The organism is Roseateles sp. (assembly GCF_046300915.1).
GTDB lineage: Bacteria > Pseudomonadota > Gammaproteobacteria > Burkholderiales > Burkholderiaceae_C > Kinneretia.
In genome coordinates, this window is sequence record NZ_JBKCLH010000120.1 from 1 (window position 1) to 13,774 (window position 13,774).

Annotated in this window: 13 protein-coding genes; 12 read left to right on the plus strand and 1 reads right to left on the minus strand. The window is 66.1% G+C overall.

All coding sequences use genetic code 11. The features are described from left to right. Positions 1–232 precede the first annotated feature (232 nt). The 9 genes from uvrB to tsaD all read left to right on the plus strand — a co-directional run bounded on the left by uvrB (position 233) and on the right by tsaD (position 9,047). Positions 233–2,377, plus strand: coding sequence for an excinuclease ABC subunit UvrB (uvrB, locus tag ACK5F2_RS08855; protein WP_409864160.1), 2,145 nt, complete (start codon positions 233–235; stop codon positions 2,375–2,377). 253 nt (positions 2,378–2,630) lie between these two features. Continuing rightward, positions 2,631–3,164, plus strand: coding sequence for a Fe-S cluster assembly transcriptional regulator IscR (gene iscR / locus ACK5F2_RS08860; RefSeq protein ID WP_409864161.1), 534 nt, complete (start codon positions 2,631–2,633; stop codon positions 3,162–3,164). A 50-nt stretch (positions 3,165–3,214) separates the two neighbouring features. Beyond that, on the plus strand, positions 3,215–4,435 hold the full coding sequence (locus ACK5F2_RS08865; RefSeq protein ID WP_409864163.1) for an IscS subfamily cysteine desulfurase: 1,221 nt from the start codon (positions 3,215–3,217) through the stop codon (positions 4,433–4,435). A gap of 36 nt (positions 4,436–4,471) precedes the next feature. Continuing rightward, positions 4,472–4,882, plus strand: coding sequence for a Fe-S cluster assembly scaffold IscU (gene iscU, locus ACK5F2_RS08870; protein WP_409864164.1), 411 nt, complete (start codon positions 4,472–4,474; stop codon positions 4,880–4,882). A 12-nt stretch (positions 4,883–4,894) separates the two neighbouring features. Next, the gene (gene iscA / locus ACK5F2_RS08875) at positions 4,895–5,218 is read left to right on the plus strand and encodes an iron-sulfur cluster assembly protein IscA (protein ID WP_409864165.1); all 324 of its coding nucleotides are present in this window, start codon (positions 4,895–4,897) and stop codon (positions 5,216–5,218) included. 74 nt (positions 5,219–5,292) lie between these two features. Next, a complete protein-coding gene (gene hscB / locus ACK5F2_RS08880) occupies positions 5,293–5,811 on the plus strand; it encodes a Fe-S protein assembly co-chaperone HscB (protein ID WP_409864167.1) in 519 nt (172 codons plus the stop codon). A 4-nt stretch (positions 5,812–5,815) separates the two neighbouring features. Continuing rightward, positions 5,816–7,636 (plus strand): Fe-S protein assembly chaperone HscA, encoded by a 1,821-nt coding sequence (gene hscA, locus ACK5F2_RS08885; protein WP_409864168.1) that lies wholly within the window; start codon positions 5,816–5,818, stop codon positions 7,634–7,636. Between the two features lie 9 nt (positions 7,637–7,645). Continuing rightward, positions 7,646–7,984 (plus strand): ISC system 2Fe-2S type ferredoxin, encoded by a 339-nt coding sequence (gene fdx, locus ACK5F2_RS08890; protein ID WP_409864169.1) that lies wholly within the window; start codon positions 7,646–7,648, stop codon positions 7,982–7,984. Between the two features lie 19 nt (positions 7,985–8,003). Then, complete coding sequence (gene tsaD / locus ACK5F2_RS08895; protein WP_409864170.1) at positions 8,004–9,047, plus strand: tRNA (adenosine(37)-N6)-threonylcarbamoyltransferase complex transferase subunit TsaD; 1,044 nt, start codon at positions 8,004–8,006, stop codon at positions 9,045–9,047. Here the strand turns inward: tsaD and ACK5F2_RS08900 are convergent. After that, positions 9,044–9,457 (minus strand): Hsp20/alpha crystallin family protein, encoded by a 414-nt coding sequence (locus ACK5F2_RS08900; RefSeq protein ID WP_409864171.1) that lies wholly within the window; start codon positions 9,455–9,457, stop codon positions 9,044–9,046. The genes tsaD and ACK5F2_RS08900 overlap by 4 nt on opposite strands. Positions 9,458–9,578: 121 nt before the next feature. Between ACK5F2_RS08900 and ACK5F2_RS08905 the strand changes: the two genes are divergently transcribed. The 3 genes from ACK5F2_RS08905 (at position 9,579) to pnp (ending at position 13,723) form a co-directional block, all read left to right on the plus strand. Beyond that, a complete protein-coding gene (locus ACK5F2_RS08905) occupies positions 9,579–10,874 on the plus strand; it encodes a branched-chain amino acid ABC transporter substrate-binding protein (RefSeq protein WP_409864172.1) in 1,296 nt (431 codons plus the stop codon). A 200-nt stretch (positions 10,875–11,074) separates the two neighbouring features. Next, positions 11,075–11,344, plus strand: coding sequence for a 30S ribosomal protein S15 (rpsO, locus tag ACK5F2_RS08910; RefSeq protein ID WP_409864173.1), 270 nt, complete (start codon positions 11,075–11,077; stop codon positions 11,342–11,344). Between the two features lie 228 nt (positions 11,345–11,572). After that, on the plus strand, positions 11,573–13,723 hold the full coding sequence (gene pnp / locus ACK5F2_RS08915) for a polyribonucleotide nucleotidyltransferase (RefSeq protein WP_409864174.1): 2,151 nt from the start codon (positions 11,573–11,575) through the stop codon (positions 13,721–13,723). The last annotated feature ends 51 nt before the right edge of the window (positions 13,724–13,774 follow it).

Below are 13,774 nucleotides of genomic sequence, written 5' to 3' on the forward strand. Positions count from 1 at the left end.
GCGGGGTTGGTATCGGCGTTGAACTGCTCGTTCAGACCCAGGATGGGGTCGCGGGGGGCCATTTCGACGGCGGCAAACAGGGTCATGGGAGCTTTCCTGACAAGACGATGGCAGTAAGGGGGTGGGTGGGGCGGCTGCACGGGCTGCAGGCGATATGCGCCTGCGCTACCCTGTCGGGTTGCGCAACCCGCGAATTCTAGGCGGGCCGGCGCGACATCCCAGGGATCGCCCCATGCAAGAAGCACCTAACGCCCAACCCGCCATCGTGGCTGACAGCGAGCCGCCGAAGGGCGAATTCGTCAATTTCGAAGGCTCGCCGTTCCAGCTCTTCCAGCCCTTTCCGCCGGGCGGGGACCAGCCCACGGCCATCGCCCAGCTCTGCGAGGGCGTGAACGACGGCCTGAGTTTCCAGACCCTGCTGGGCGTGACCGGCTCGGGCAAGACCTTCACCATGGCCAATGTGATCGCCCGCCTGGGGCGGCCGGCCATCATCTTCGCGCCCAACAAGACCCTGGCGGCCCAGCTCTACAGCGAGTTTCGCGAGTTCTTCCCGAAGAACGCGGTCGAGTACTTCGTCAGCTACTACGACTACTACCAGCCCGAGGCCTATGTGCCGCAGCGGGATCTCTTCATCGAGAAGGACAGTGCGATCAATGAACAGATCGAGCAGCTGCGGCTGTCTTGCACCAAGAGCCTGCTGGAGCGCCGCGATGTGGTGATCGTGGCCTCGGTCTCGGCCATCTACGGCATCGGCAACCCCAGCGACTACCACCAGATGGTGATGACCCTGCGCGTGGGCGACAAGCTGGGCCAGCGCGATGTGATTGCCCAGCTGATCCGCATGCAGTATGCGCGCAACGAGATGGAGTTCAGCCGCGGCCACTTTCGCGTGCGCGGCGACACCATCGACGTCTTCCCGGCCGAGCATTCCGAGCTGGCCCTGCGCATCGAGCTTTTCGATGATGAGATCGACGGGCTCTCGCTCTTCGACCCGCTCACCGGCCAGATCCGCCAGAAGATCCCACGCTTCACGGTCTACCCCAGCAGCCACTATGTGACGCCGCGCGAGAAGGTGCTGGAGGCGCTGGAAGGCATCAAGACCGAGCTGCGCGAGCGCGTGGCTCAGTTCGTGGCGGAGGGCAAGCTGGTGGAGGCCCAGCGCCTGGAGCAGCGCACGCGCTTCGACCTGGAGATGCTGCAGGAGGTGGGGCACTGCAAGGGCATCGAGAACTATACCCGCCACCTCTCGGGCGCCGAGCCGGGCGAGCCGCCGCCCACCCTGGTGGACTATCTGCCCTCGGATGCCCTGATGTTCCTGGACGAGAGCCATGTGCTGATTGGCCAGTTCGGCGGCATGTACAACGGCGACCGGGCGCGCAAGACCACCCTGGTGGAATATGGCTTCCGCCTGCCTTCGGCCCTGGATAACCGGCCACTGAAGTTTGCCGAGTTCGAGCGCAAGATGCGCCAGGCCATCTTCGTCTCGGCCACGCCGGCCCAATACGAGAAGGACAATGCCGGCCAGGTGGTGGAGCAGGTGGTGCGGCCCACGGGCCTGGTGGACCCGATTGTGGAGGTGCGCCCGGCCACCCATCAGGTGGACGATGTGCTGCAGGAGATCCGCCTGCGGGTGGAGGCCAATGAGCGGGTGCTGATCACCACCCTGACCAAGCGCATGGCCGAGCAGCTCACCGACTATCTGAGTGACAACGGCGTCAAGGTGCGCTATCTGCACTCGGATGTGGACACGGTGGAGCGGGTCGAGATCCTGCGCGATCTGCGCCTGGGTACCTTCGATGTGCTGGTGGGTATCAATCTGCTGCGCGAGGGTCTGGACATCCCCGAGGTCTCCCTGGTGGCCATCCTGGATGCCGACAAAGAAGGTTTCCTGCGTGCCGAACGCAGCCTGATCCAGACGATAGGCCGGGCGGCGCGCAATCTGAATGGCAAGGCCATCCTCTATGCCGATCGCATCACCGACTCCATGCGTCGCGCCATCGACGAGACCGAGCGCCGCCGCGCCAAGCAGATCGCCTTCAACGAGGCCAATGGCATCGTGCCGCGCGCCCTGAACAAGCGCATCAAGGAGCTGATCGAGGGCGTCTACTCCGACAAGCCGGGCCGCGACGACCAGAAGCTGATCCAGGCCGCCGAGGTGGAAAGCCTGTCCGAGAAGGACCTGGGCAAGCGCATCGCCCAGCTGGAAAAGCAGATGCTGGAGCACGCCCGCAATCTGGAGTTCGAGAAGGCTGCCCGCCTGCGCGACCAGCTGGCCCAGCTGCGCGAGCAGGTCTTTGGCGCCTCGGTGCACGACAATGTGGTGCCCTTGCAGCCCGCGGCTGCGGGTAAGCCAGCAGCGCCGGCCAAGCGGGCCTGAGCCCGGCTGTGAGTACGGGACTCAGGTCTGGTGGGGGCGCTCTCGGCCCCATGTCCGCAGGCTTGCCAGGGGCTTTGCGGGCCGCCCGGGAGGGCTGCCCAGCAAGCTTGGCGATAATTGAGTAAAATGCTCGGACATATGCAAGGGTTAACCCGCGAGCTTGCTGGCTTGCACCCCGATATGTCCAGTTTGCTGGATTCACATCCCGCAGTTGCCGAGGTCGCTGGTCCGCATGGACCGAAGGAGAAGTCAGATGCGTCTCACCACCAAGGGTCGTTTTGCCGTCACCGCCATGATCGATTTGGCCCTGCGCGAGAACAGCGGCCCGGTGGCGCTGGCGGCCATCAGCCAGCGCCAGCAGATCTCGCTGTCCTATCTGGAGCAGTTGTTCGGCAAGCTGCGCCGCCATGAGTTGGTGGAAAGCACGCGTGGTCCCGGCGGCGGCTATTCCCTGGGCCGCAAGAGCGAGGACATCACGGTGGCCGACATCATCGTGGCCGTCGATGAGCCCATCGACGCCACCGGCTGCGGCGGCAAGGAAAACTGCATGGGCGAGGACACCGGCCGCTGCATCACGCACGAGCTCTGGACCAGCCTGAACGCCAAGATGATCGAGTACCTGGACTCGGTCTCCCTGCGCAAGCTGGTGGAAGACCAGCTGGCCAAGGGCGTGACCATCGAGGAGGCGCCCATCAAGCGCGCCATCTCCAATGTGCCCGTGGTCAAGCCCATTCGCATCACGGCACCGAATTCGGTGTTCGCCCTGGGCAATGCGCTGAGCAAGTAAGCCGGCCCGCCCCGCAAGACGCACAAGACGAAGTCAATAAGCTAGACAACATGGACATGACGCCTCACTTTCCCATCTATCTGGACTATGGCGCGACCACGCCGGTCGATCCCCGTGTGGTCGACGCCATGATCCCCTGGCTGCGCGAGCATTTCGGCAATCCGGCCTCGCGCAGCCATGCCTGGGGCTGGGAGGCGGAGGCGGCCGTGGAGAAGGCGCGCGAGCAGGTGGCCGAGCTGATCAATGCCGACCCCCGCGAGATCGTGTGGACCTCCGGCGCCACCGAGTCCATCAACCTCGCCCTCAAGGGCGCCGCGCAGTTCTACAAGAGCCGCGGCAAGCACATCATCACCCTCAAGACCGAGCACAAGGCCACGCTGGACACCTGTCGTGAGCTGGAGCGTCAGGGCTTCGAGGTGACTTACCTCGACGTGCAGGAGAACGGCCTGATCGACCTGGCCGCCTTCCAGGCTGCGCTGCGCCCCGACACCATCCTGGTCTCGGTGCTCTTCGTGAACAACGAGATCGGCGTGATCCAGGACGTGACGGCCATCGGCACGATCTGCCGCGAGAAGGGCATCATCTTCCACGTGGACGGCGCCCAGGCCACCGGCAAGATCGAGATCGACATGGCCCAGCTGCCCATCGACCTGATGAGCCTGGCCTCCCACAAGACCTATGGTCCCAAGGGCATCGGCGCGCTCTTCGTGCGCCGCAAGCCGCGCGTGCGCCTGGAAGCCCAGATGCACGGCGGCGGCCATGAGCGCGGCATGCGCTCCGGCACCCTGGCCACGCACCAGATCGTGGGCATGGGCGAGGCCTTCCGCATCGCCAAGGAAGAGATGGCCAGCGAGTTGCCGCGCATCCGCGCCCTGCACCAGCGCCTGCTGGACGGGCTCTCGGGCATCGAGCAGGTTTTCGTCAACGGCGACCTGAAGCAGCGCGTGCCCCACAACCTGAACATGTCCTTCAACTTCGTGGAGGGCGAATCCCTGATCATGGGCGTGAAGGGCATTGCCGTGTCCTCGGGCTCGGCCTGCACCTCGGCCAGCCTGGAGCCCAGCTATGTGCTGCGCGCGCTGGGCCGCAGCGACGAACTGGCCCACAGCTCCCTGCGCATGACCATCGGTCGCTTCACCACCGAGGAAGAGATCGACTATGCGGTGACGGTGCTCAAGGACCGTGTCGCCAAGCTGCGCGAGCTCTCACCGCTGTGGGATATGTACAAGGACGGCATCGACCTTTCGACCATTCAATGGACGGCGCACTGAGCGGCGGCCTCACACAAGACACGTTGGAGTAAGACCATGGCATACAGCGACAAGGTGGTTGACCACTACGAGAATCCCCGCAACGTCGGCGCCTTCGAAAAGGGCGACGACACGGTCGGCACCGGCATGGTGGGCGCGCCCGCCTGCGGCGACGTGATGAAGCTGCAGATCAAGGTGAACCCGGCCACCGGACTGATCGAGGACGCCAAGTTCAAGACCTATGGCTGCGGTTCGGCCATCGCCTCCAGCTCGCTCGTGACCGAGTGGGTCAAGGGCAAGAGCCTGGACCAGGCCCTGTCCATCAAGAACACCCAGATTGCCGAAGAGCTGGCCCTGCCGCCGGTGAAGATCCACTGCTCCATCCTGGCCGAGGACGCTATCAAGGCCGCCGTGGACGACTACCGCGCCAAGCACGGTCAGGCTGCTGACGCTGCTGCCGCCCAGTAAGGACCGAGCGCGATGTCCGTGACCCTGACCGAAGCCGCCGCACGCCATGTGACGCGCTACATCGCCAAGCGCGGCCGCGGTGTCGGCGTGCGCCTGGGTGTGAAGACCACCGGCTGCTCGGGCCTGGCCTACAAGCTGGAGTACGCCGACGAGGTGGCGCCCGAGGACGTGGTGTTCGAGGGCAATGGCGTCAAGATCCTGATCGATCCCAAGAGCCTGCCCTATCTGGACGGCACCGAGCTGGACTTCGTGCGCGAAGGCCTCAACGAGGGCTTCAAGTTCCGCAACCCGCGCGAGAAAGATCGCTGCGGTTGTGGCGAATCCTTCCGCGTGTAAAGCCCGGCGATCCTTCCGGATCCAGGCGCGGCTCGCGGCCGCGCCTTTTTCATAGTGTTTCCCAGCCTGCCGCCATGAAACTCGACGATGATGATTTCAGCCTCTTCGGCCTGCCTCAGCGCCAGGCCCAGGACCGCGCCGAGATCGAGTCGCGCTGGAAGGCCTTGCAGGCCCAGGTGCACCCGGACAAGTTCGCTGCCCAGGGCGCGGCCGCCCAGCGCTTGGCCATGCAATGGGCCCTGCGCGTGAACGAGGCGCACCAGCGCCTGCGCGACCCGCTCAAGCGGGCCGCCTACCTGTGCGAGCTGCGCGGCGCAGCCCTGCAGGTGGAAAGCAATACCCGCATGCCGGCCAGCTTCCTGATGGAGCAGATGGCCTGGCGCGAGGCCCTGGACGAGGCGGCCGATGCCGCCGCCGTGCAGGCCCTTGATGACGAGGTGGCCGCGCGCGAGCGCGAGCTGCTGGACCAGACCCAGCGTCTGCTGGATGAGGCGGGCGATGCCCCCGCCGCGGCCGAACAGGTGAGAGCCCTGATGTTTATCGCGCGCTTTCGCGCCGACATCGATCGCCGCCTTGAGGCCCTAGGACAATAAAGACATGGCACTGCTGCAGATTTCCGAACCCGGGCAATCGCCCAACCCGCACGAGCGCCGCATCGCGGTGGGCATCGACCTGGGCACCACCCATTCCCTGGTGGCGGCGGTGCGCCATGGCGTGGCCGAATGCCTGCCCGACGAGCAGGGCCGCGTGATCCTGCCCTCGGCCGTGCGCTACCTGCCCGAAGGCCGCCGCCAGATCGGCGCCCAGGCCCTGGCGGCCCAGGCCCAGGACCCGGAAAACACCATCGTCTCGGTCAAGCGCTTCATGGGCCGTTCCCTGGCGGATGTGGCCGGGCGCGAGAAGCTGCCCTATCACTTCGAGGACACGCCGGGCATGCTCTCCCTGGCCACGCGCGAGGGCCTCAAGTCCCCGGTGGAGGTCTCGGCCGAGATCCTGGCCACCTTGCGCTTCCGGGCCGAGGACAGCTTTGCCGACGATATCTTCGGCGCCGTGATCACGGTGCCGGCCTACTTCGACGACGCCCAGCGCCAGGCCACCAAGGATGCGGCCCAGCTGGCCGGTCTGAACGTGCTGCGCCTGATCAATGAGCCCACGGCCGCCGCCATCGCCTATGGCCTGGACAATGCCAGCGAGGGGCTTTACGCCGTCTACGACCTGGGCGGTGGCACCTTCGACATCTCCCTGCTGCGCCTGACCAAGGGCGTGTTTGAGGTGGTGGCCACCGGGGGCGATGCCGCCCTGGGCGGTGACGACTTTGACCAGGCCCTGGCCGACTGGGCTCTGGCCCAGACCGACCGCCAGGTGAGCAGTGCCCACGACAAGCGCGCGCTCCTGGTGGCGGCCCGCGCCGCCAAGGAGGCGCTCTCGGCCGCCGAGCACACCGAGCTGCTCGCCCAGCTGGACGGCGGCGAACTCCGCCAGGCCCTGAGCCGCGCCGAGTTCGAGGCCCTGAGCCGGCCCCTGGTGGACAAGACCCTGGTCGCCGTGCGTCGCGTGCTGCGCGACGCCAAGGTCAAGCCCGACGAGGTGCAGGGCATGCGGGCCGCGGTCGGCGAGCTCTTTGGTCGCGAGGTGCTGACCAATCTGAACCCCGACGAGGTCGTGGCCCTGGGCGCCGCCATCCAGGCCAATCAGCTGGCCGGCAACAGCGCCGATGGCGAGATCCTGCTGCTGGACGTGATTCCCCTGTCCCTGGGTCTGGAGACCATGGGCGGCCTGGTGGAGCGCGTGATCGAGCGCAATGCCACCATCCCCGTGGCCAAGGCCCAGGACTTCACCACCTTCAAGGACGGCCAGACCGCCATGGCCATCCATGTGCTTCAAGGTGAGCGTGAGCTGGTGGCCGAGTGCCGCTCCCTGGCCCGCTTCGAGCTGCGCGGCATCCCGCCCATGGTGGCCGGCGCCGCACGCATCCGCGTGACCTTCCAGGTCGATGCCGACGGCCTGCTCAGCGTCTCGGCCCAGGAGCTGACCTCGGGCGTGGAGGCGGCCGTGCAAGTCAAGCCCAGCTACGGCCTGTCCGACGACCAGATCGCTGGCATGCTCAAGGACGGCTTCGCCAGCGCTGAGACCGATATGGCCGCGCGCAAGCTGCGTGAGTCGCAGGTCGAGGCCGAGCGCATGCGCCTGGCCACGCTCTCGGCCCTGGCGGCCGACGGTGATCTGCTAGGCGCCGAGGAGCGCGCCGCCATCGAAGCCCTGCTGGCCGCGATGGCTGCTGCCGCCGCCGGCAGCGATGCCGACGCCCTCGACGCCGCCGTCGAGACCCTGGCCAAGGGCACGGAAGCCTTCGCCGCCGAGCGCATGAACCGCGGCATTCAGCAGGCCCTGACCGGCCGCAGCATCGAACAAGTCTGAGCCTTTCCCATGCCCATCATCAAGATCCTGCCCCACGCCGAGTACTGCCCCCAGGGCGCCGAGATCACGGCCCCGGCCGGCACCTCCATCTGCGAGGCCCTGCTGGACCACGATATCGAGATCGAGCACGCCTGTGACCAGGTCTGCGCCTGTACCACCTGCCATGTGATCGTGCGCGCCGGTGCGCGCTCGCTGTCCGAGATGGAGGAAGGTGAGGAGGACATGCTGGACCGCGCCTGGGGCCTGGAGCCCGATTCCCGCCTGTCCTGCCAGGCCATCCTGGGTCAACAGGACATCACGGTCGAGATCCCCAAGTACTCGATCAATCACGCCAAGGAAAATCACTGAAGCCCATGGAGTTCCTGGCATGAAGGTCCTGGGCTTCGAGTCTTCCTGCGACGAGACCGGCGTGGCCCTGGTTGAGGTGCCGGCGCCGGGGCAGGGCGGGGTGCCGCGCCTGCTGGCCCAGGCCCTGCACAGTCAGATCGCCATGCACCAGGCCTATGGCGGCGTGGTGCCCGAGCTGGCCTCGCGCGACCATATCCGTCGCGTGCTGCCCCTGACCCGCGAGGTGCTGCAGGCGGCGAATCTGTCTCTGGATGAGGTGGATCTGATTGCCTACACCCAGGGGCCGGGTCTTGCCGGGGCCCTGCTGGTGGGGGCTGGGGTGGCCGTGTCCCTGGCCGCCGCCCTGGGCAAGCCCACCCTGGGCATCCACCATCTGGAAGGGCATCTGCTCTCGCCCTTTCTCTCGGTCGATGCGCCCGAGTTCCCCTTCGTGGCCCTGCTGGTCTCGGGTGGCCACACCCAGCTGATGCGGGTCGACGAGGTGGGGCAGTACGAGATCCTGGGCGAGACCATAGACGATGCGGCCGGCGAGGCCTTCGACAAGAGCGCCAAGCTGCTGGGCCTGCCTTATCCGGGCGGCCCGCACCTCTCGCGCCTGGCGGAGCAGGGCAATGCCGCGGCCTTCGATCTACCCAGGCCCCTGCTGCACAGCGGCAAGCCCGACTTCAGCTTTGCCGGCCTCAAGACCGCGGTGCTGACCCAAGTGAAGAAGCTGGGTGAAGCGCCCAGCGAACAGCAGCGCGCTGACCTGGCGGCGGCCACGCAGGCCGCCATCGTCGAGGTGCTGGTGAAGAAGTCGCTGCTGGCGCTGAAGGAGACCGGGCTCAAGCGCCTGGTGGTGGCCGGCGGCGTGGGCGCCAACCGGCACTTGCGCGAGCAGCTGAACGCGGCCTGCGCCAAGCGCGGCGTGCGTGTGCATTACCCCGAGCTGAGCCTGTGCACCGACAACGGCGCCATGATCGCCATGGCCGCCGCGCTGCGGCTGCAGCGCGGCTTGGCCCATGCCCAGCCGCCCGGTGGCGGCGTCTCGGTGCGGCCGCGCTGGCCGCTGGGCGCGGCTTAGTCGATGTTCAGTGTGCCCACGCCCTCGGTCAGGCGCTTGGCCAGGGTCAGGGTGAGCACACCCTGGTCCAGCTTGGCGCTGGAGTGGCTCAGGCTCATTTCCTGGGGCAGGGTGATCTGGCGCGAGAAGCGTGTCTGTGCTCGTTCGCGGTACAGGCTGCGCTCGCCTTCGGTGCCTGTGGCCGGACTTTGCTCGGCGTCGATGCTGAGCTTGCGGCCCTCCAAGTGAACCTTGACGGCCGCCTTGTCGACGCCCGGGAGATCCATTCGCAGCACATAGCTGCTGTCGGTCTCGCTGATATCCAGGGCGGGGCTGCGCAGCGCCTTGGCTTCGGGGTGGGTCGGGTCGAACAGGCGTTCGATCTGGCGAGAGAGTTGTGCGGCGGGGTGGCGAACGGGGATCACGAACATGGGGCCTCCTAGAATTTCGACCGGGCTGAAATCGCTGTCATCGTCGTTGGGGCAGCGCCCGTGACCTGGACTTGGGAGTGCGTCCGCGTGCTTTCAAGACCTGCAACAACAAGAGTTTTCGATGTCTTGCAAACAGTTTTTTCGCCGTCATCTGAGCAAGTCTTTGCTCGCCTTGGGCCTTGTGGCCTCGGGTGCCTGGGCTCAAACCGGTGAACCTATTCGCCTGGCCCTCATCGAGGGTTTGTCGGGCCCCTTTGGCAATGCCGGCGAGGCGGTGTTCCGAAACCTGGTGTGGGCGACGGAGCGCGTGAATGCGCGCGGCGGCGTCAAGCTGCCGGCCGCGGCCGGTGGTCATAGGCCTTTGCAGCTGCTGCGCCTGGACAGCAAGGGCAATACCGAGGAGGCGCTGTCCATGCTGCGCTCTGCGGTGGACCAGCAGGCGGGCTTCATCCTGCAGGGCAATAGCTCGGCCACGGCCGCGGCCCTGATCGACGCGCTGAACAAGCACAACGAGCGCGAGCCCCAGCGCCGCGCCCTGTTCCTGAACTACTCGGCGGTTGATCCCGCGCTCACGAACGAGAAGTGCAGCTTCTGGCACTTCCGCTTCGATGCCCATGCCGATATGCGCCTGGCCGCGCTCACCGACGAGCTGGCCCAGGATCGCGGCGTGCAGAAGATCTACCTGATCGGCCAGGACTACAGCTTCGGCCAGCATGTGCTGAAGAAGGGCCGCGAGATGATTGCGGCCAAGCGTCCCGATATGCAGATCGTCGGTGATGAGCTGCACCCGGTGGGTCGGGTCAAGGACTTCCTGCCCTATGTCAGCAAGATCAAGGCCAGCGGTGCCCAGGCGGTGCTCACCGGCAACTGGGGGAATGATCTGACCCTGCTGGTGCGTGCCGCGCGTGACGTGGGCTTGACGGCACGCTTTTACACCTTCTATGGCAACGGGCTGGGTGCGCCGGCTGCCATCGGTGAAGCGGGCCTAGACCGTGTGCTCGCGGTGGCGGAATGGCATCCCAATGTGGGCACCCCCAGCTCGGACCGCTTCTACGAGGCCTTCCGCGCTCGTTTTCCCAAGCCTGAGGACGACTATGTGCATGCCCGCATGCAGGCCATGATCGAAGTTCTGGTGGCGGCCATGGAAAAGGCCAGGACCGCCGACCCCACGGCCGTGGCGCGCGCCATGGAGGGCCTGAAGTACGATGGCAAGACCCTGGGTGGCATGCATGCCGGTCAGATGCGCGCCGCCGATCATCAGTTCATTCAGCCGCTTTATGTTTCGGTCATGAAAAAGGCCGGAGTACCCGGCGTTCGCTTTGACAACGAGGGCTCGGGTTACGGATTTCGCACCCTGCGCTTCGTGGAGGCCGCACGCGCCGAGCAGCCGCACCAGTGCCGCATGAAGCGCTTTTGAGGCCAGTCTCCGGATTGGTCTATAATCCGCAGGTTTTCCAAGTTGCCGCCTTGCCCAGGCGGGGTGGCAGTCAAGGGAAATACCAGCACGGCATGGGTCGGTTTCACCCGTGACCGCAAGTCAAAACCACTGGAAACCGTCTGCGCGGCCGGAAGTTGTCCGGCGCTGCCAGCGGCTTCCGTCCTAACAGGAACGCAATCATGGCAGTCGCCGATATCAACAAGGCCGAAATCGTCAAGGGCAACGCCCGCAGCGCCAACGACACCGGCTCCCCGGAAGTCCAGGTCGCTCTGCTGACCGCTCGCATCAACGAGCTGACCCCCCACTTCAAGACCCACGCCAAGGACCACCATGGCCGCCGCGGTCTGCTGAAGATGGTCAACACCCGCAAGAGCCTGCTGGCCTACCTGAAGCGCACCGACGCTGCCCGTTACACCGCCCTGATCCAGAAGCTGGGCCTGCGCAAGTAATCGGCGCCCGATGACGAAGAGCCTGTCTGGTCTACGCCCAGCACAGGCTCTTTGTTTTTCAGGCGTCCCTCGGAGTCGAGCTGACGTGGCGCTGCTGTGTCATTCCAACAGGGCTTGAAGGTCGGTATGAGACCAAGCTTTACTGGAATGGCATCCCGCCAAACCCAGCCCCACTCCCGGTTTTGCACCGCACCGCAAGCGGTCGTTCATAACTGAGGAGAGCAGAACATGAGCATGTTCAACAAGGTCACCAAAACCTTCCAGTGGGGTCCCCACACCGTCACGATGGAAACCGGCGAGATCGCGCGCCAGTCCACCGGCGCCGTGCTGGTGAACATCGACGACACCGTGGTCCTGGCCACCGTGGTCGCGAAGAACGAGCCCAAGCCGGGCCAGGACTTCTTCCCGCTGACCGTCGACTACATCGAGAAGACCTATGCCGCCGGCAAGATCCCCGGCAGCTTCTTCAAGCGTGAAGGCCGTCCCAGCGAGCTGGAGACCCTGACCAGCCGCCTGATCGACCGCCCGATCCGTCCGCTGTTCCCCGAAGGCTTCTTCAACGAAGTCCAGGTCGTGGTGCATGTGATGTCCCTGAACCCCGAGGTGCAGGCCGATATCGCCGCCATGATCGCCACCTCGGCCGCTCTGTCGATCTCGGGCATTCCCTTCAACGGCCCGATCGGCGCCGCCCGCGTGGGCTATGTCAACGGCGAGTACGTGCTGAACCCGGGCAAGACCCAGCTGCTGGATTCCAAGATGGATCTGGTGGTGGCCGGTACCGAGGCCGCCGTGCTGATGGTGGAATCCGAAGCCGACCAGCTGAGCGAAGACGTGATGCTGGGCGCCGTGGTCTATGGCCACGAACAGGGCCAGATCGCCATCAACGCCATCCATGAGCTGGTGCGCGAAGCCGGCAAGCCGGTCTGGGACTGGAAGGCTCCGGCCAAGGATGAGCCCTTCATCGCCAAGGTGACCGAGCTGGCCGAGCCCGCTCTGCGCGCCGCCTACCAGATCCGCTCCAAGCAGGCCCGCACCCAGGCTTGCCGCGAGGCCTATGCCGCCGTCAAGGCCGGCCTGACGGAAGCCGGCGTCGAGTTCGACGGCGTGGAAGTCGATGGTCTGCTGTTCGAGATCGAAGCCCGCATCGTGCGCAGCCAGATCCTGGCCGGCGAGCCCCGCATCGACGGCCGCGACACCCGCACCGTGCGCCCCATCGAGATCCGTGCCGGCGTGCTGCCGCGCGCCCACGGCTCCTCGCTGTTCACCCGCGGCGAAACCCAGGCCCTGGTGGCCGCGACCCTGGGCACCGAGCGTGACGCCCAGGTGATCGACGCCCTGGCTGGCGAGTACAGCGAGCGCTTCATGCTGCACTACAACATGCCTCCGTTTGCCACCGGCGAAACCGGTCGCGTGGGCAGCCCCAAGCGCCGCGAGATCGGCCACGGCCGTCTGGCCAAGCGTGCCCTGGTGGCCGTGCTGCCGAACAAGGAAGACTTCCCCTACTCGATCCGCGTGGTCTCCGAGATCACCGAGTCCAACGGCTCGTCCTCCATGGCCTCGGTCTGCGGCGGCTGCCTGTCGCTGATGGACGCCGGCGTGCCCCTGAAGGCTCATGTGGCCGGCATCGCTATGGGCCTGATCAAGGACGGCAACCGTTTCGCCGTGCTGACCGACATCCTGGGTGACGAAGATCATCTGGGCGATATGGACTTCAAGGTGGCCGGTTCCACCACCGGCATCACCGCCCTGCAGATGGACATCAAGATCCAGGGCATCACCAAGGAAATCATGCAGGTTGCCCTGGCCCAGGCCAAGGAAGCCCGCATGCACATCCTGGGTGTGATGGTGGACGCCGTGGCTGGAGCCTCGACCGAGGTCTCGCAGTTCGCGCCCCGCCTCTACACCATGAAGATCAATCCGGAGAAGATCCGTGACGTGATCGGCAAGGGCGGCGCCACCATCCGTGCGCTGACTGAGGAAACCGGCACTACCATCGACATCGCCGAGGACGGCACCATCACCATCGCCTCCACCGATGCCGACAAGGCCGACCTGGCCAAGAAGCGCATCGAGCAGATCACGGCCGAGGCCGAGATCGGCAAGGTCTACGAGGGCCCGGTCACCAAGATCCTGGACTTCGGCGCCCTGGTCAACATCCTGCCGGGCAAGGACGGTCTGCTGCACATCAGCCAGATCGCCCACCAGCGCGTGGAGAAGGTCGCCGACTTCCTGAGCGAAGGCCAGATCGTCAAGGTCAAGGTGCTGGAGACCGATGAGAAGGGCCGCATCAAGCTGTCCATGAAGGCCCTGATCGAGCGTGAAGCCGCTCCGGCACCCGCCCCGGCAGCCCCGGCCGCCGAAGAAGGCGCCGCGGAGTAAGCCTGCTGCGATGAAAGCCATCGCCATCAGCCGCCCCGGCGGCCCCGCGGT